Source organism: Psychrobacter piechaudii (assembly GCF_900162825.1).
GTDB lineage: Bacteria > Pseudomonadota > Gammaproteobacteria > Pseudomonadales > Moraxellaceae > Psychrobacter > Psychrobacter piechaudii.
The window spans coordinates 17,237-33,067 of record NZ_FUGE01000214.1; the positions used below are offsets into that span (position 1 = coordinate 17,237).

Annotated in this window: 16 protein-coding genes; 10 read left to right on the forward strand and 6 right to left on the reverse strand. The window is 40.2% G+C overall.

The window, feature by feature from the left end:
• Positions 1 to 19 precede the first annotated feature (19 nt).
• Positions 20 to 655 carry a response regulator gene (locus tag A1019T_RS11405; protein ID WP_077451736.1) on the reverse strand — a complete coding sequence of 212 codons (636 nt, stop codon included), beginning with the start codon at positions 653 to 655 and terminating at the stop codon, positions 20 to 22.
• Between the two features lie 436 nt (positions 656 to 1,091).
• Between A1019T_RS11405 and A1019T_RS11410 the strand changes: the two genes are divergently transcribed.
• The gene (locus A1019T_RS11410; protein WP_077451737.1) at positions 1,092 to 2,120 is read left to right on the forward strand and encodes a serine hydrolase; all 1,029 of its coding nucleotides are present in this window, start codon (positions 1,092 to 1,094) and stop codon (positions 2,118 to 2,120) included.
• Positions 2,121 to 2,226: 106 nt separating this feature from the next.
• On the opposite strand, the gene A1019T_RS11415 is transcribed toward A1019T_RS11410, so the two are convergent.
• Positions 2,227 to 2,556, reverse strand: a complete 330-nt coding sequence (locus A1019T_RS11415) for a TraR/DksA family transcriptional regulator (RefSeq protein ID WP_077451738.1) — start codon at positions 2,554 to 2,556, stop codon at positions 2,227 to 2,229.
• 281 nt (positions 2,557 to 2,837) lie between these two features.
• Here A1019T_RS11415 and A1019T_RS11420 point away from each other — a divergent pair, with 281 nt between their 5' ends.
• From A1019T_RS11420 to ruvA, 3 genes are all read left to right on the forward strand, one after another.
• Entirely contained in the window at positions 2,838 to 4,046 is a 1,209-nt protein-coding gene (locus A1019T_RS11420; protein WP_077451739.1) for a phosphoglycerate kinase, read from the forward strand.
• A gap of 195 nt (positions 4,047 to 4,241) precedes the next feature.
• Complete coding sequence (locus A1019T_RS11425) at positions 4,242 to 4,610, forward strand: hypothetical protein (protein ID WP_077451740.1); 369 nt, start codon at positions 4,242 to 4,244, stop codon at positions 4,608 to 4,610.
• A gap of 229 nt (positions 4,611 to 4,839) precedes the next feature.
• The gene (gene ruvA, locus A1019T_RS11430) at positions 4,840 to 5,472 is read left to right on the forward strand and encodes a Holliday junction branch migration protein RuvA (protein ID WP_077451741.1); all 633 of its coding nucleotides are present in this window, start codon (positions 4,840 to 4,842) and stop codon (positions 5,470 to 5,472) included.
• A gap of 97 nt (positions 5,473 to 5,569) precedes the next feature.
• On the opposite strand, the gene A1019T_RS11435 is transcribed toward ruvA, so the two are convergent.
• Both A1019T_RS11435 and A1019T_RS11440 read right to left on the reverse strand, forming a co-directional pair.
• Positions 5,570 to 6,760, reverse strand: a complete 1,191-nt coding sequence (locus A1019T_RS11435; protein ID WP_077451742.1) for an aspartate aminotransferase family protein — start codon at positions 6,758 to 6,760, stop codon at positions 5,570 to 5,572.
• Positions 6,761 to 6,865: 105 nt separating this feature from the next.
• Positions 6,866 to 7,075, reverse strand: coding sequence for a DNA gyrase inhibitor YacG (locus tag A1019T_RS11440; RefSeq protein WP_077451743.1), 210 nt, complete (start codon positions 7,073 to 7,075; stop codon positions 6,866 to 6,868).
• A 245-nt stretch (positions 7,076 to 7,320) separates the two neighbouring features.
• On the opposite strand from A1019T_RS11440, the gene A1019T_RS11445 reads away from it, so the two are divergent.
• Positions 7,321 to 8,076 (forward strand): class I SAM-dependent methyltransferase, encoded by a 756-nt coding sequence (locus A1019T_RS11445; protein ID WP_077451744.1) that lies wholly within the window; start codon positions 7,321 to 7,323, stop codon positions 8,074 to 8,076.
• Positions 8,077 to 8,262: 186 nt separating this feature from the next.
• On the opposite strand, the gene A1019T_RS11450 is transcribed toward A1019T_RS11445, so the two are convergent.
• A complete protein-coding gene (locus tag A1019T_RS11450; RefSeq protein WP_077451745.1) occupies positions 8,263 to 9,699 on the reverse strand; it encodes an ABC1 kinase family protein in 1,437 nt (478 codons plus the stop codon).
• 337 nt (positions 9,700 to 10,036) lie between these two features.
• Positions 10,037 to 11,317, reverse strand: a complete 1,281-nt coding sequence (gene purD / locus A1019T_RS11455; RefSeq protein ID WP_077451746.1) for a phosphoribosylamine--glycine ligase — start codon at positions 11,315 to 11,317, stop codon at positions 10,037 to 10,039.
• Between the two features lie 253 nt (positions 11,318 to 11,570).
• On the opposite strand from purD, the gene A1019T_RS11460 reads away from it, so the two are divergent.
• The 5 genes from A1019T_RS11460 (at position 11,571) to A1019T_RS11480 (ending at position 15,726) form a co-directional block, all read left to right on the forward strand.
• Entirely contained in the window at positions 11,571 to 11,777 is a 207-nt protein-coding gene (locus tag A1019T_RS11460) for a DUF2905 domain-containing protein (RefSeq protein ID WP_077451747.1), read from the forward strand.
• A 264-nt stretch (positions 11,778 to 12,041) separates the two neighbouring features.
• Entirely contained in the window at positions 12,042 to 12,797 is a 756-nt protein-coding gene (locus tag A1019T_RS11465) for a methionine ABC transporter ATP-binding protein (protein ID WP_208608074.1), read from the forward strand.
• 2 nt (positions 12,798 to 12,799) lie between these two features.
• Positions 12,800 to 13,483 (forward strand): methionine ABC transporter permease, encoded by a 684-nt coding sequence (locus A1019T_RS11470; protein ID WP_077451749.1) that lies wholly within the window; start codon positions 12,800 to 12,802, stop codon positions 13,481 to 13,483.
• Between the two features lie 240 nt (positions 13,484 to 13,723).
• Complete coding sequence (locus tag A1019T_RS11475; RefSeq protein ID WP_077451750.1) at positions 13,724 to 14,611, forward strand: MetQ/NlpA family ABC transporter substrate-binding protein; 888 nt, start codon at positions 13,724 to 13,726, stop codon at positions 14,609 to 14,611.
• Between the two features lie 308 nt (positions 14,612 to 14,919).
• The gene (locus A1019T_RS11480; protein WP_077451751.1) at positions 14,920 to 15,726 is read left to right on the forward strand and encodes a hypothetical protein; all 807 of its coding nucleotides are present in this window, start codon (positions 14,920 to 14,922) and stop codon (positions 15,724 to 15,726) included.
• Positions 15,727 to 15,831: the final 105 nt, after the last annotated feature.

Genomic DNA, 15,831 nt, shown 5'->3' on the forward strand with positions numbered 1-15,831 from the left:
TGACTTTTAACATTCAGGCCTACGGGGTGATTAAGCCATGGCGCATGGCTAAGTGAGTGAGCTTCACGTCACTGTCGACCCCAACCTTTTCAAAGATACGATAGCGATAAGTGTTGACTGTTTTTACACTAACAAAAAGCTGGTCAGCGATTTGTTGCGGGCTTTGACAGTTTACCACCATCATAGCAACCTGTTTTTCTCTTTCACTTAGTCTATCAAAAGGCGACTCTTCATTGTCTGTCAGTAGCATATCAGCCAGCTGTACTGCCACGTCACTACTAAAGTACTTACTGCCTTGATAAACTTTTTTAATGGCTTTAATCATTTCGGCTAAAGGGGTGCCTTTGGTGATATAGCCATTGACCCCTGCCTTTAATAGCATCGAAGGATAAGGCTGTGAGGAAACACTACTAACCGCTAAAATTTTTACTTTTTCATCAAATTGGCGTAAGCGTTTTGTGGCTTCAACTCCGCCAATATTTGGCATATTTACATCCAGTAAGACCACATCTGGGCTGAGTGCTTTAACCATTCTAATAGCAGCTTCACCACTGTCAGCTTCACCGATAACCTCAATTTCAGGGTCATCTGCCAACATTCTACTTATGCCCATTCTAACCAAGTCGTGGTCATCAACCACCAAAACTTTAATCATATTATTTTCCCAAGAGAACGCACAAAATTATAGTATGAGTAATTTTATGTTGCTGTAGCGTAAAAGAAATGTTTTGAATTGACACCATACCTTAATCCCATCACGTTAAGTGGAATTAACACTTAACGACTAAGATTAATGATGTTAAGATAATTAACATATTGGCTGTATTTGGTATTAGTATGGTGTTTAAGTTTATAAATTAGTACTAATGTTTGTAAATGTAATTACTTCTATTATCAAAAAGGCACTTCATAAATCCTAATATAACAAAGCTTTTAATCGCAGTGGGTAATTGGTAATTTTTTTATATCTGTTTCAATGCATTCCATTGTCAATGGATTTAGCTTCTAGGTCAATAACATCATACCTTTAAATTAACCGCATGGTTAATTATTCTTTTTTATACTATTTTACGACTCAAGTGGGATGAAATATGAGCATAAATAAATCTTTCAACAAATCTTTTATCTTTGTTTGCATCGCATTGGGTCTGGGTACCGCAAGCTCTGTCTCAAATGCTGCTTTAACTATTGTGGAACCAAGCAAAACAGGCAACTCACAAGTTCAGTGGGGTAATGCTGGTGGTTTATCAGAAGCCCGCAGTATTATGTACTCTAATCCAGGGGTGACTACTAACACCACTCGTTCTTTTTCTACTTCTACCAATAATTTCTCAAGCTCTCCAGGTTTCGTTGACAGACTACCTATTTCAGCCGCTTCAAGAGGGGTCGTCGTTTTAGACGTAGCAACTGGACAGCCTTTGTATGAAAAGAACGCTGATGTGGCTCGTCCAATAGCTTCTATTACTAAGATTATGACGGCTATGGTGGTTTTAGATGCCGGTCTTGATATGCGAGAAGAGATTAAGCTTGATCCAGAAGATTTCGTAGGTCCTAAGCGTGCTAGTTCTCGTTTGAAAGCTGGTGACCGTATGAACCGTGCAGAACTGCTATTAATGACCCTAATGAAGTCTGAGAACCCAGCTGCTAAATCTCTAGCCAGAAACTATCCAGGTGGCTATGATGCTTTCATGCGTGCAATGAACGCTAAAGCCCGTTCGTTAGGTATGAATACTGCTTTCTTTGGTGATCCTACTGGTCTAGATAAGCGTAATGTGGCCTCTCCCATGGACTTAACTAAGATGGTTAAAGCTGCTGGTGAATATGAAGTGATCCGCCGCTTCTCAACCACTAAAAACTATGACTTCTTTGTAGCAAACTATAGCGATGGTAACCGTACCTATCCTGCTAATAACACTAGTAAGCTAGTTCGTAGTGGCACTTATCCAATTGGTATCTCAAAAACTGGCTTTATTAATGAAGCGGGTCAATGTGTGGTAATGGAAACCCAAGTTAACAACCGTCCAGCGATTATTGTTATTTTAGGTGCTGATAGCTCTAATACGCGCTGGAACGATGCAGAGAACATTCTACATAATTTAGCTTTACGTCGTACTATTTAATAGCCAACTTATTTTTATATCCCGTTGTTTCTATTAAAATAATATAGTACTCACAAAAAAAGATTGCTCTTAGAGCAATCTTTTTTTGTTTATTAGAGGCTATAATTTAAGAGGCGTGTTGCATGCATAAAGTTGCATAAGGCACAGCTTCTAATCTCTTTTCTTCGATATCTTCACCACAAACTGTACATTCGCCATAGGTGCCATTGTCAATACGACTTAACGCATTTTTAACATAGGTAAGCCCTTGTTTGGCCTCAACCAATAGCGTTTTGCGCATCTCATTATCCCGCATAGAAATGGCTTGGTCATCCCAATGTTCATTTAAATCATCTTGAGGGTTATAAATATGATCTTCAATTTTATCGATACGGTTTTGATATTCTTGTTGTAGCTCTAGTAGGCGCTCTTTAGCAGCAGAAAAATCTCTACTCATTGTAATCTCCTTAAGTAAATATAATTGTATAGGGGTTATTAACCCCTTTATTATTGCTTTGTTTATATCTTCTATATTAGCACTTATCCAATAATAAATCTTTGTATTGCCCTAAATAATAGAACGACAGATTTAATAAATCCCCAATAATAATAGGCAGAAACAGAGGCGAAAATAGGCTGGAAAATATGGTAGAATTCTCCCACCATTTTTTCTTCAAACCTAAAATAGAAGTGTAAGCCAATTTTGACTTCTAATTATAATTAAGTAAGGGTAAATACATGAATTTCGCTAGAATGGAAAACCAAGATTTAACTGGAAAAACTGTGTTGATTCGTGAAGATTTAAACGTGCCAATTCAAAATGGAGAAATCTCTAACGATGCGCGTTTACAGTCAAGTTTACCCACCATTAAGCTAGCCCTCGAAAAAGGCGCAGCCGTTCTGGTTTGCTCACACTTAGGTCGCCCAACAGAAGGGGAGTTTGAAGAGAAGTACTCTATGCAGCCTGTAGCGGATTATTTAAGTGAGCATCTAGGCCTGACTGTACGCTTAAACAAAGATTATGCTGAACAGGATGTATCTATTCAGCCAGGGGAAGTGGTGTTATTAGAAAACGTTCGCTTTAACGTTGGTGAAAAGAAAAACACAGAAGCTCTATCACAGCGTTATGCTGATCTATGTGATGTGTTCGTTATGGATGCATTCGGTACAGCTCACAGAGCTCAAGCTTCTACTGAAGGGATAATCCAAGCTGCTGCCAAAGCTGGAAAAGTGGTGTGTGCGGGTCCTTTACTAGCTGCAGAATTAGATGCGTTAGACAAAGCCTTACACGCACCAAAAAAACCACTAGTGGCCATTGTTGGCGGTTCTAAAGTATCTACTAAACTAGACGTATTGATCAGTTTAGCAAAAATTTGTGACCAAATTATCGTCGGTGGCGGTATTGCTAATACCTTTATCGCAGCAAAAGGTCATTCAGTAGGGGCTTCATTATATGAAGCAGATATGATTGAAACGGCCAAACAAATCATGACTCAAACTGAGATTTTATTGCCACAGAACGTGGTAGTGGCTGATAAGAATCAAATCAACTTTGACGACTTTATTAACTCATTACAAACGGCAACTCCAGTTGTAAAAAGCATAGACTCAGTTTCTGAAAATGAAATGATTTTAGATGTGGCAGCTGAAGGGGCAGAGCATATCTTTAACGCTGTTAAGGATGCAGCGACTATCTTGTGGAATGGCCCCGTTGGTGTGTTTGAAGTAGATGCCTTTGCAGAAGGGACTCGACTACTGTCTGAAGCAGTAAAAGACAGTAACGGTTTCTCGATTGCAGGGGGAGGCGATACCTTGGCTGCTATTCATAAGTTCCAAGTAGAAGACGGTGTAAGCTATATGTCTACAGGTGGTGGTGCCTTCTTAGAGTTTGTGGAAGGTAAAGTACTGCCTGCCGTTGCCGCTTTAGAAAAATACAGTGCTAAGTAATAATTATTTATTAACTAAGCTTATTACTGGGAATGATTGCTTATATCGTTGAGATAAATATAGCCTACGCCAGTACTATATTAGGTTTAGATAAACTAAAACTTATGTTACTTAAAGCTACTTGTGTTTTCAATTACTAGCTATTAGAATGCTGAAAATCTAATATTGTAATAACACATATTGTGAGGAGTTCACATGTTATACCGTAATCTTTTAATCTCAGGTCTTGTTGCTAGTGCTGTTGCTATCACTGGTTGTAGCAAGGAGACTGAAGAAGCTGCAGATGCAGGTAATGTAGAAGCTGCTGCTGAGAGTGCAGGTCAAGATACTATTGATAATGCTCAAACGGCGGGTGCTGTAGCTACCGGTGCTGTTGTTAATGCTGGCGAAGCCATTGCTGAGGGTGCAAATTCAGCCGTTGAAGGGACAGCAACAGCAGTATCAGAAGGCGCAACTGCTGTAGCTGAGGGTTCAAAAGATGTAGCAAACAATACTACAGATAATGTAGACCTACAAGCTAATCCAGAAGTTGTGGAAGCGGTTGATGAAGATCAACAGTACTAATTTATCTGCTTAAATTCTGTATTTTTAAATAGCATATTTTTTAAATACTACTACATTTAAGTATAATAAAAGCTCTGATTTTATCAGGGCTTTTTTAATGGCTATGGGTTTATGAAAATAAAATAAACAGAATATAGCGTTAATGGAAGCAGGGCACAAGCTCAGTTAATGCTTGGGTATCTTTGCTATAATGAAGCTTGTTTTTTTATTAGAGAATTAAAATAACATTATGATAGGACTAATTGAAGGTAAGGTATGTCATTTGTCTGCTCCAGTGGCATGCATTATGACCGCTTCTGGGGTAGGTTACGAGATAGAATTGCCTCTACCAGACTTTTGTCAGCTGCAACTTGATGCTAGCGTGGTTGTATGGACTCATTTACATGTGCGTGAAGATGCCCAGTTGCTGTATGGCTTCATAAAGCATCAAGAAAGAGAAGTTTTTCGTCAGCTAATTCGTATTAATGGGGTGGGTGCAAAAATGGCGTTGGCTATGATGTCCACCATGTCTGCCCCTGAGTTAAAGCAGGCCGTTGAGACGGATAATGAAGTGGCACTAACGCGAGTACCCGGCATTGGTAAAAAGACGGCACAGCGACTACTTATCGAACTAAAAGGTAAGTTTGATAATATTGAAAGCAGTGGTGGATTATTTGAAGTGTTAGAGGGCATGCCCAAATCTGCTGCGGGAAGTGAAGGAGTTATACTTGCTGAGGTTGAATCGGCACTTATAAGTCTAGGTTACCGAGATAAAGAGGCTCAAAAAGCGATTAAAGCAGCAAGAGAAACTGAAGCGGGTCAAAATATTGTTGATACTCAGTCGTTATTAAAACTAACGTTACAACAACTCTCAAACTTTTAATTACTAGCTTTTAATGTTCGAAAATAGCCTAAGCATAAAAAAGCCCTTAAAAATTTAAGGGCTTTTTCTTTATATAGGTAGTGAAGGTTTTATTTGATTAGCTTAAAGTAGATTTAATCAGTCGAATCAATCTTTCAATCAGCTGATCACTTTCTTCACGCTTTAGATTTAAAGGAGGTAATAAGCGGATAACATGACCTCCAGTAACGTTAATGATTAGTTTCTCATCCTCACGCGCTCTATCCACTAAATCGCTGCAATCGGTAGACTCTGGCAATACAACGCCTATCATCATGCCATGTCCTCGAGTGGTAACGCCAAAATCTTTTAAGGCCTCACTCAAAGACTGCTGAATGTAGTCACCTTCAGTAGTGGCATTTTGCATAACATCAGTATTGCTTAAAATGTCATAAACGGTATATACCACGCGGCTGCCTAAAGGTGTGCCCCCGTAGGTAGAACCATGACTACCCACTTGAAACAAATCACGAGCACGACCACGAACCATGCAAGCACCAATAGGGAAGCCGTTACCCAAGCCTTTGGCGGTAGATAAGACATCCGGCTTAGCATTACTGTGCTGATAAGCAAAATATTTGCCGGTACGACCATTACCCGTTTGCACTTCATCTAGCATAAATAACCAATCTTGCTGATCACACAGGGCTTGTACTTGCTCCAAATACTCGAAGCCGTCTTTAGCAGTATTTAAGCCGCCTTCACCTTGAATAGGCTCTAGCAGCACTGCCGTAATCTCATCTTCATCTTGGGTGACTTGTTTTAAAGCTTCAATATCACCGAAAGGGACTCGGATAAAGTCTGAGTCTAAAGTATAAAAGCCTTCACGTGCTTTGGGGTTTGCAGTAGCGGTTACCGTCAATAGAGTACGACCATGGAATGATTTCTCCATGACGATAACTTTAGGTTTCTTAAAGCCTTTTTTATAGCCATATAGACGGGCCATCTTAAGCGCAGCCTCATTGGCTTCAGCACCACTGTTGGCAAAGAAAACACTGTCCATGCCAGCTGCCTGACATAAAGCTTCAGCGGCTTTTTGTTGCCATTCAATTTCGAATAGGTTACTGGTATGGACTAAAGTGGCTGCCTGCTCCTGAATGGCTTTAGTAATCTCAGGATGGCAATGACCCAGACCACAAACTGCGATACCTGTTAATGCGTCTAAGTAAGGAGTATTGTCAGCAGTAAAAAGCCAGCTGCCTTCTCCTCGAGTAAAGCTTATGGGTTGAGGGCTATAGGTAGGCATAATATAGGAATGCGATGCTGACATAATGGGTCCTTAAACATTTAGCAGATAGGAGGGTAATAAGTATTGTAGCTGAATAAATACGATGTGTGCAGTATTTAAAACAGCCTCTTAAAGGCAAGCCAATAACTAATAATTTAGATCATCAGAAAAAGGAGACTCTTCGGCAGCAACACGATACTCTTCATTGGCCCAAGCGCCTAAATCGATAAGTTTGCATCGATCACTACAAAAAGGCTTATAAGGATTGTCTTGCCAAGAAGTTGCCTTTTTGCAATAGGGGCAAGGGTAGGTTTTTGGACTTGAGGGGCTGCTGGAGTGGTCTGTAGAGTCGGTCATAGTTTAAAGTCTTTGAATTACAAGTAAGTTGTGAGTCACTGAGTGACCAAATTAGAATTATAACATGGGTATCAGAGGGCTTATACTGCTTCACAATCTATCTTAATACGCGATGTAAAGCTAATATTATGATCAAGGTGAATATGAAAATAACCGCTAGAGTTCACCCTGATAAGGCTTTAGAAATGATAACATATATCGCATTATCAATAATTCTATAACTTGATTAAGTGTCTAAAACAATTATGTCAATTTCAAAACCTAACTCCTTATTGTCTACTGAGGCGCTAAGTCATAACAAAAGTCGCTGTTTTAAACCTGAGAAGCTAACCACTCCAAGAGACTTTTCACTACCTGTATTCGTGACTCGCTCTCTTGAAGCCAGTAAAAAGACTGGTGTTAAGGTTAGCCTAGATGATGACAGCCGACCGCTAATAGTGGAGATTGGTGCTGGTAAGGGCATGCATGCTTGCTTATATGCCAAAAAGAATCCCAAACATGATTTGATCGCTATTGAAAGAACTCAAAATAAATTCACTGCTTTTAATAGCTTAGTACAATCTGTTAGCAATGAAGTGGTAAATCTAGATAATATTTTAGCGGTGCATGCGGACGCCATTCCTTACTGTGTCTACGCGCTGCCGGCACAAAGTGTGGATCTGTTTTATTTACTATATCCCAACCCTGAACCCAAAAATCCTAATCAACAATGGTTAAATATGCCATTTTTTGAGTTTCTATTATCCCGATTAAAATCTAAGGGTAGGGTAATATTGGCCAGCAATATTGAAGAATACATAGATAATGCCTATCAGCAGGCGGTTGAGACTTGGTGTTTAGTGACCAAGAGAAGGGAAGTTCCCATAGATAGTAAGCGTACTCACTTTGAAATAAAGTATTTAGCTAGAGGTGAAACCTGCTGGGAGCTTGAAATGATAAAGCCTGAAGGTTACGTCACTCGCTTTGATGAGTGGAATTCTGAGGCATTACAGTCAGTTTAAGAAGCCGTCAATTTAAATACCAGTTATCTGATTTTTATCGAAGATAATAATCGAAACGGAAACTGGCAGATTTAGTAGGATGGTATCCATAAAAAAGGCTTGCTTGAACTTAGTCCAAGCAAGCCTTTAGTTATTGGCTCAGTGAAGCCTATAATCCTTTAGTACTGAGGCGTTTGCATGTTATATTTACATGTTAATAGGCACAAACTTACTCAGGGTGTCATAGGTGTTGGTTCTGGCATTTAATACCGTTAAAAAGGTATAGGCGCCAATAAACTTACGACTGATAAACATAAATTCTTTTGGGGGTAAACTGAACTCGCGAGACTGCATAGCACTGGCTGAGCCTTCCATCAGTCGCTTATGTAAATTGCTATTGGCCCAGTGGTAATAGCCATGTTCATCTATCAAATCACTGGACTTATTTTGCGGCAAGCTAGGATTTCTAAAGGGTTCTGTCGCCAATAAGAAAACCTCGGCCATATTGGCTTTTACCTCCAAGCTCATAATATCGAAGAATTCATAGCCTTGCATGGCATCCATCATTTGCTGCTTATCATAATTAAAACCTGCTAACATAAGATTGCGGGCAATTTTTAATAAATCATCATCGAACTGACGCATGGCCCCGAAGTCTAATAAAATAAGCTTGTCTTTGCCATCTGGCTTATCTGCAGGCTCTGAGCGAATTAAATAGTTACCAAAATTGGGGTCAGTTTGCATCTCTCCCCAAACAAAGATTTCATTGAGCATGATATCGATAGCGGCTTTACCTAAAGCATCTCGGCGACGTTGTGGTAAAGCTTTTAGGTTAGCATTGGTAACTGGAACCCCTTCTTCAAAGCTTAGGCACAGTAGTCTTGGGGTAGAGTAGGCTTCATAAACTTTAGGAACTCCGTAACGCTCATCATCTTTTAGGCGCTCATAAAAGCGCATAGTGGTCTGGGCTTCTGCAACATAGTCCACCTCGACCTTTAATAAATCGCTAATTTCATTAAACCATTCATCTAACGCTTTGGTTTGCGGTACTGCGTTAGTCACTTTTAATAAGTGCTTGAATAAGCTTAAGTCCGAATCAATAGCATCCGCAACGCCAGGATATTGGACCTTAAGTACTACCTGTTGACCTGTAGACTTAATGGTAGCTCGGTGTACTTGTGCCAAGGACGCTGTGCCAATAGGAGTCGGGGAAACCTCTAACTCATCTAAACGGTTGCCAAGCTGTTGGCGTAGAGCAGACTCTACTACTGGCCATGACAAGCTTGCGGTACTGTCATTCAAGCGATGTAAGGCTGCAGTTATTTCAGGATGTAAGAAATGCTCACCGTATAAAGCCAGCATTTGACCAATCTTCACTACTGAACCTTTTAGCTTACCTAATTCATCTGCTAAATAAGCCGCTTGCTCTTTCATAAACTCTTGGTTGCGAGAGGCTCTTTCTTCTTTACTTAGAAAAAGACCGCTAAAGCTGTTGCCTGCCCAACGTCTTCCTAAATTTAAAGAGGTTTTGGCCATAGAAAGACGGCGATCTAAACGAGAAGTCTTAAGTTCACCCATCTCATTTGTTAAACGGCTTTTTGGTAAGTCTGTTTGTGGCGGTGTTGAAGAATGTGAATTTGACATGTTTTAACCATTTAGAAAACTAAAGCTGTGGCTATGTTGGCCTTTAAACAGCAATATAAGTAATTAGGGTTGGCACAAATATCCTGATAGTTATTAACTTATAATTATTTTAACCGTACCAATTAAGGCTACTTTTTTGTTGGCTTGCTTTCTAGAGTAGCATTGTTCTAGAGTAGCATCGTTATTGTTGTGACGCACTGACCTAAGAGTTTTAATAACCAACTTAGTAAAATAGCTAGGTATCTAATATGTCAATGGGGCTAAATACCCACAAAACAATGGTAATATTTAGCCCTATGATTTATATCACAATAAAGCCAATAAAGAGGGTGCTTTATTAGCCACGGTTAACTGCTCTATAACCAATGTCACGGCGATAATGTGCACCTTCAAACTGAATAGAAGCGGTAACTTTTAAAGCTTCACTCTGTGCATCGGCAATGGTATCCCCTAAAGCTGTAACACAAAGCACACGGCCACCATTAGTGACAACATGTTCGCCATCGGCTTTAGTCCCGGCATGGAATACTTTAGTGGTTTCGCTGCTTTCTAGCTCTGGAAGACCAGTAATCACATCCCCTTTAGAAGACGTTTCAGGATAGCCTTTTGAAGCCAGTACAATACCTAAGGCCGCACGCTCATCCCACTCAGCAGATTCTGGTAATTCACCCGCAATTCCTTGTTGGACAAGTTTCACCAATGAGCTTTTTAGGCGCATTAAGATAGGCTGAGTTTCAGGGTCGCCAAAGCGGCAGTTAAATTCAATAACGTAAGGATCGTTTTTGTCATCAATCATTAGACCCGCATACAAGAAACCGGTGTAGGGGTGACCTGCTTGCTTCATGGCATCAACTACAGGCTGAATAACTTGATCGATAACCTTTTGATGAACCTCTTGAGTCACTACAGGGGCGGGCGAGTAAGCACCCATACCGCCAGTATTTGGTCCAGTATCACCTTCGCCCACACGTTTGTGGTCTTGGCTAGTGGCCATAGGTAAGATATTTTCGCCATCAATCATACAGATAAAGCTGGCTTCTTCCCCTTGTAAAAACTGCTCAATTACCACACGGCTACCGGCATCCCCAAATTTATTGTCGCCAAGCATATCTTCAATAGCGCTGTGAGCTTGTTCGATAGTTTCAGCTACGATAACCCCTTTACCTGCTGCTAGGCCATCTGCTTTGACTACAATGGGTGCACCATTTTCATTGATATAAGCTTTAGCAGCTTCTATGTCAGTAAAAGCCTCATATTTCGCAGTTGGGATATTATTGGCCTGCATAAACTCTTTTGCAAAAGTCTTAGAGCCTTCAAGCTGGGCACAATATTGAGTCGGGCCCCAAGTGGCGATATTTGCTTTTTTGCAGTCATCTACTAAGCCAGCTACTAAAGGAGCTTCTGGGCCTACGATGATGAGCTCAACTTTATTTTGTTGACAAAAATCAATAACCGCTTGGTGATCTGTGGTATCAAGGTCAATATTTTCACATTTTGGTTCAAGAGCTGTACCAGCGTTGCCATTGGCCACATAGACTGTGGTGACATCGGCGTCTTTTGCACATTGCCACGCTAGTGCATGTTCACGACCGCCAGAACCAATAATTAAAATATTCATATATATCCTTGTTAACTTAATGAGGTATGTTTATTAATGGGGAAATATTACACAATAGGCCGGTTGCTATTGGCGATATAAAAAGGCACAACATAATCTGGCCCATAGTATATGGGATAATTAGAATTCATTTTATCAAAATATAGCCATTAGGTGCAGGTTTGTTACCTTGCCAGTCTATTATTGGTAAGAAACCCCTAAAATAGTAGGTTTAATTTATTATTGATAGTTTTTTAACTCAAAGGAGGATGTTATGGCAAAGGTTTTAATATTGATTGGGGTGGTTTTAGTGGTGCTAGGCCTAATTTGGAGTGCTTTTCCAGGAGCTTTTTCTTGGTTGGGGAAACTGCCTGGTGATATTCGTTATGAATCAGGTAATACTCGAGTGTATTTCCCAATAGTCACTATGATTGTGGTGAGTGTGGTACTTAGTATCTTACTTAATATATTTAGACGTTAAGTGGCTAGTCGGATTTTTAGTCCAATTTTCGAGACCCCTTAATGCCAAGAATTTCTATGGCCAATTGATGGGGTTAATTGTATGAATTGAATTTAGATATTCTAGTTAATCATGGCTTTTGTTTGGATAAATTGATGTTATAAACAGTGCAGTATGCTATATTATTGCGCTTTGTAATTTTCATTACAGTCGATTTAGACTGTGTTTGTTTCCTAAATTCAGTGTAACTTCAAAAGCTGTAAACCGTTATTCAAGATGACTGCCATGAGCGATATGATTGTTCTAGATCAAGTATACAAAAAATTCCAGACTCAAAAGGATGGTAAAACCCATTGGTTTACTGCTGTCGAACCGATTTCATTGACTGTTAAGCAGGGAGAAATCTTTGGTTTGATGGGGTATTCTGGGGCAGGGAAATCGACCTTATTGCGCTTAATGAATTTGCTTGAACGTCCTGATGGCGGCACAGTTACTATCGATGGTGAAGTGCTGACTGATATGAATCCAAAACAGTTAAGGGTTGCTCGTCATAATGTCGGTATGATTTTTCAGCAGTTTAACTTGATGTCTAATAAAACTGTTTTTGAAAATGTGGCGTTTAACTTAAAAGTTGCAGGCTATGCCAAAGATAATATTTATGCTCGAGTCATGGAGTGTTTGGAGATCGTTAATTTAACCGATCGAGCCAATCATTATCCTGCTCAGCTTTCAGGCGGACAAAAGCAGCGCGTTGGTATTGCCCGTGCTATTGCTCCTAATCCAAAAGTACTTTTGGCTGATGAGCCGACCAGTGCCCTTGACCCTTCGACTACTAGAGCCTTATTAAGCACCTTAAAAGAAGTGAATGAAAAGTTGGGTGTGACCATTGTCATCGTAACTCATGAAATGAGCGTTATTCGCCGTATTTGTAATCGTGCTGCATTGTTGCATGAAGGCCATTTACTTGAGGTGGCTGATGTTGTTGATGGTCAAATTATAGCCACCACTGAAGTGGGTCGCGGCTTGGTTCAGGAGGACTAATAATGTTAGCAATGAGTTTTAACGATGCCACAGCCCGTCTTTGGGAGCTGCGTAATGAAATCTGGCAAGCGATGATTGATACCTTTGTGATGTTAGGTATATCGACCGTAGCGGCCATTATTATCGGTGGCTTGTTTGGGGTGTTTTTATTCTTAACCAGTGATAAGCAGTTGCTGCAAAATAAGAGCTTTTATGCGCTTCTAGGCGGTATAACCAACTTTATGCGAGCTTTCCCCTTCGTTATCTTAATGATTGCGATGACTCCCTTTACCAAATCCTTAATCGGAACCAGTATTGGTCCTATTGCTGCATCGTTAGTATTGGCGCTGGCAGGCTCGTTTTACTTTGCTCGATTAGTCGAACAGAACCTTAGAGAAGTACCACGCGGTATTGTTGAGGCTACCGAATCTATGGGAGCCACTCCTTTTACCATTATCAAAGTGTTATTGACCGAAGCCCGTTCAGGATTGGTGCTATCAGTAACCATACTTTGTATTAGCTTACTGTCTTATTCAGCGGCAGCTGGTATGATTGGTGGCGGTGGTTTGGGCGACTTGGCCATTCGTTATGGTTACTATCGTTATCAAACTGAAGTTATGATCTTTATTGTGATTATGCTTTCAATTATGGTAATTGGTATTCAGGGTATTGGTAACTTATTAGCGGCCAAACTTGATAAGCGTTAATTGCAGATTTTTGACAGTAGCGCTGAACCTTTAGTGCCTTGTAGTATTTTAATGCTAATGCCTTAATGAATTTTATTCATAAGTAGTGCCAAAAGTTTCATGTAGAAGCTTGCAGATATCGGTTAGAATGTAACCCATAAACTGCAGTAACAATTATTAATTCTGTAGTAACATTTTAACTTTAATGAGCCTTTACAAAATTATTTGCTAAAGGCCCCTTCTTATTTAAAGGATTGATCCATGAAAATAGCTGAAATTCGTAAGCAAATTTTTGCCGCAGCCGCCATAGCTGGTATTTCAGGCCTAGCATTAGTAGGTTGTAATAACAGTGCTAACCAAGACGCAGCCAATGCTGATGCCGGTGCTGCTACTGAAGAGAAAAAGACTATTGTAATCGGCACCACTGAAGGTGACTTCGCTGATATGGTTCGCGATCAAGTTAAAGGCGAGCTTGAAGCACAAGGGTATACGGTTAAGCTGACGACTTTCACAGATTATGTTCGTCCTAACTTAGCGCTAGCTGAAGGTGATTTGGATATTAACATCTTCCAACACAAGCCTTATTTAGATACTTTTAAAGCAGAAAATAACTTAGATCTTGTTGAAGTATTCCAAGTACCTACCGCACCACTAGGGGTGTACAGTGGTAAGAAGAAGTCTTTAGAAGAAGCTTATGACGGTATGAAAGTATCTGCACCGAACGATCCGAGTAACTTCGCTCGTGCATTAGTTATGATGGATGATTTGGGCTGGATTACCCTAAAAGACAACGTTGATCCTTTAACAGCTTCTAAGTCTGATATCGCTACTAACCCAAAAAACATTGATATCATTGAGTTAGAAGCAGCGCAGTTACCTCGTGCTCGTGATGATGTTGACTTTGCTATCATCAACGGTAACTACGCTACTGACTCTGGTATTAAGCTAACAGAAGCTTTATTCCAAGAAGCCAGCTTTGCCTATGTTAACTGGTCAGCGATTAAAGCGTCCGATAAAGATGCAAAATGGGTTAAAGATGTAACAGACGCTTATAACTCAGAAAGCTTTAAGGCTTATGCGCACGAATCTTTCCCAGGTTATAAGTATCCAAAAATCTGGGGTGAAGGCCAAGAAGCAGAGGCTAAATAGTCTGCTGTAACTCACTTTAAGGGTGGTGATAGTGACCACCGTTAAAGGAGGTTAAAAACCTGTTATCTGTAAGGCTTAGAGCCTGAAAGGTAGCAGGTTTTTTTATATTTGTGTTTTTATATTTTTTGGTACTGATAAAGCCTGACTGAGCCTGCTAATCTGCAAATTAACATCGAGATATGAGCAGATCTTTGGTAAACTTAGGCTCTAACTTTGATTACTGATTTTAAAGATTTTATGTTTTCCTAATGGGTAAGAAACCACACGAGCTCCATGCATGGGTTCTATAATTGAAAAATGATATCTCTATGACCGCTGCCTATCAAGCTTCTGTAAATTCATTAACTCCCAATAAAGGGGTAGATAGTGCTGTGCCTGCCTTATTAATTCAGCAGAGACACATATTGGGCATGATGGGGCTTAATATCTGGGTTCAGCGCGATAGAGCTACCACCCTAGTGGACTATGATACGGCAGTTAAGCAGCACAGGGATACGATCCATGACCAAAGCAGTCCTAGTATTAGGTTAGCAGTGGTCTCTGAAACGCCAGTAGCGGCTGCTGATGAAGAGCCTAACGCAAACGCAAAACCGGATAATACTTCAACAGCAGATAGCCCAGTTGTAGACCAACCCACAGCTAACCAGGAGCAGCTAACTGCCAATCCGATACAAGCTTTAAAGAAAAAGTTCGTAGCATCTGAAGAACAGACAGCTAAGGCGAAGGTAAGCTTAGCCGATAGTTTAGAGCAAGTGGCTCCTTTTGAAATTTTGGGTGTAAGCTTTAAAGATTGGGTGTTAATAGCGGATGCTGAGGCATTGAAGCTGCCGCAGCAGTTGACTCTTTGGGAAAATATCCTGAGTGCCTTATCGATAACTCCTCAAGTGCTAAAATTCCCGATTTGTCCAGGTATTAGCGATAAGGAGTCTGCGAATGCTAGTGTGGCAGGCTTTGTATTTTGCTTGGCCAAAAGAAATGATGTAAAAGTTGGCGCTGTAACTAATATGCCTAAAAGTTTGGAGCATCCACAGCTTACTACTTTGCCTTCTTTAGCAGATATGCTACAAGACGGTGAACTGAAAAAACAGCTGTGGCAAATGCTTAATCAACATTAAAGTCGTTCCTCTTTTGAATAAATACTGAGTCAGTTAACAGTGTTTATCACCGGTCACCATAAAACCATCCGTTTCAAGGGGGGGATATAAGATGACATATACTGT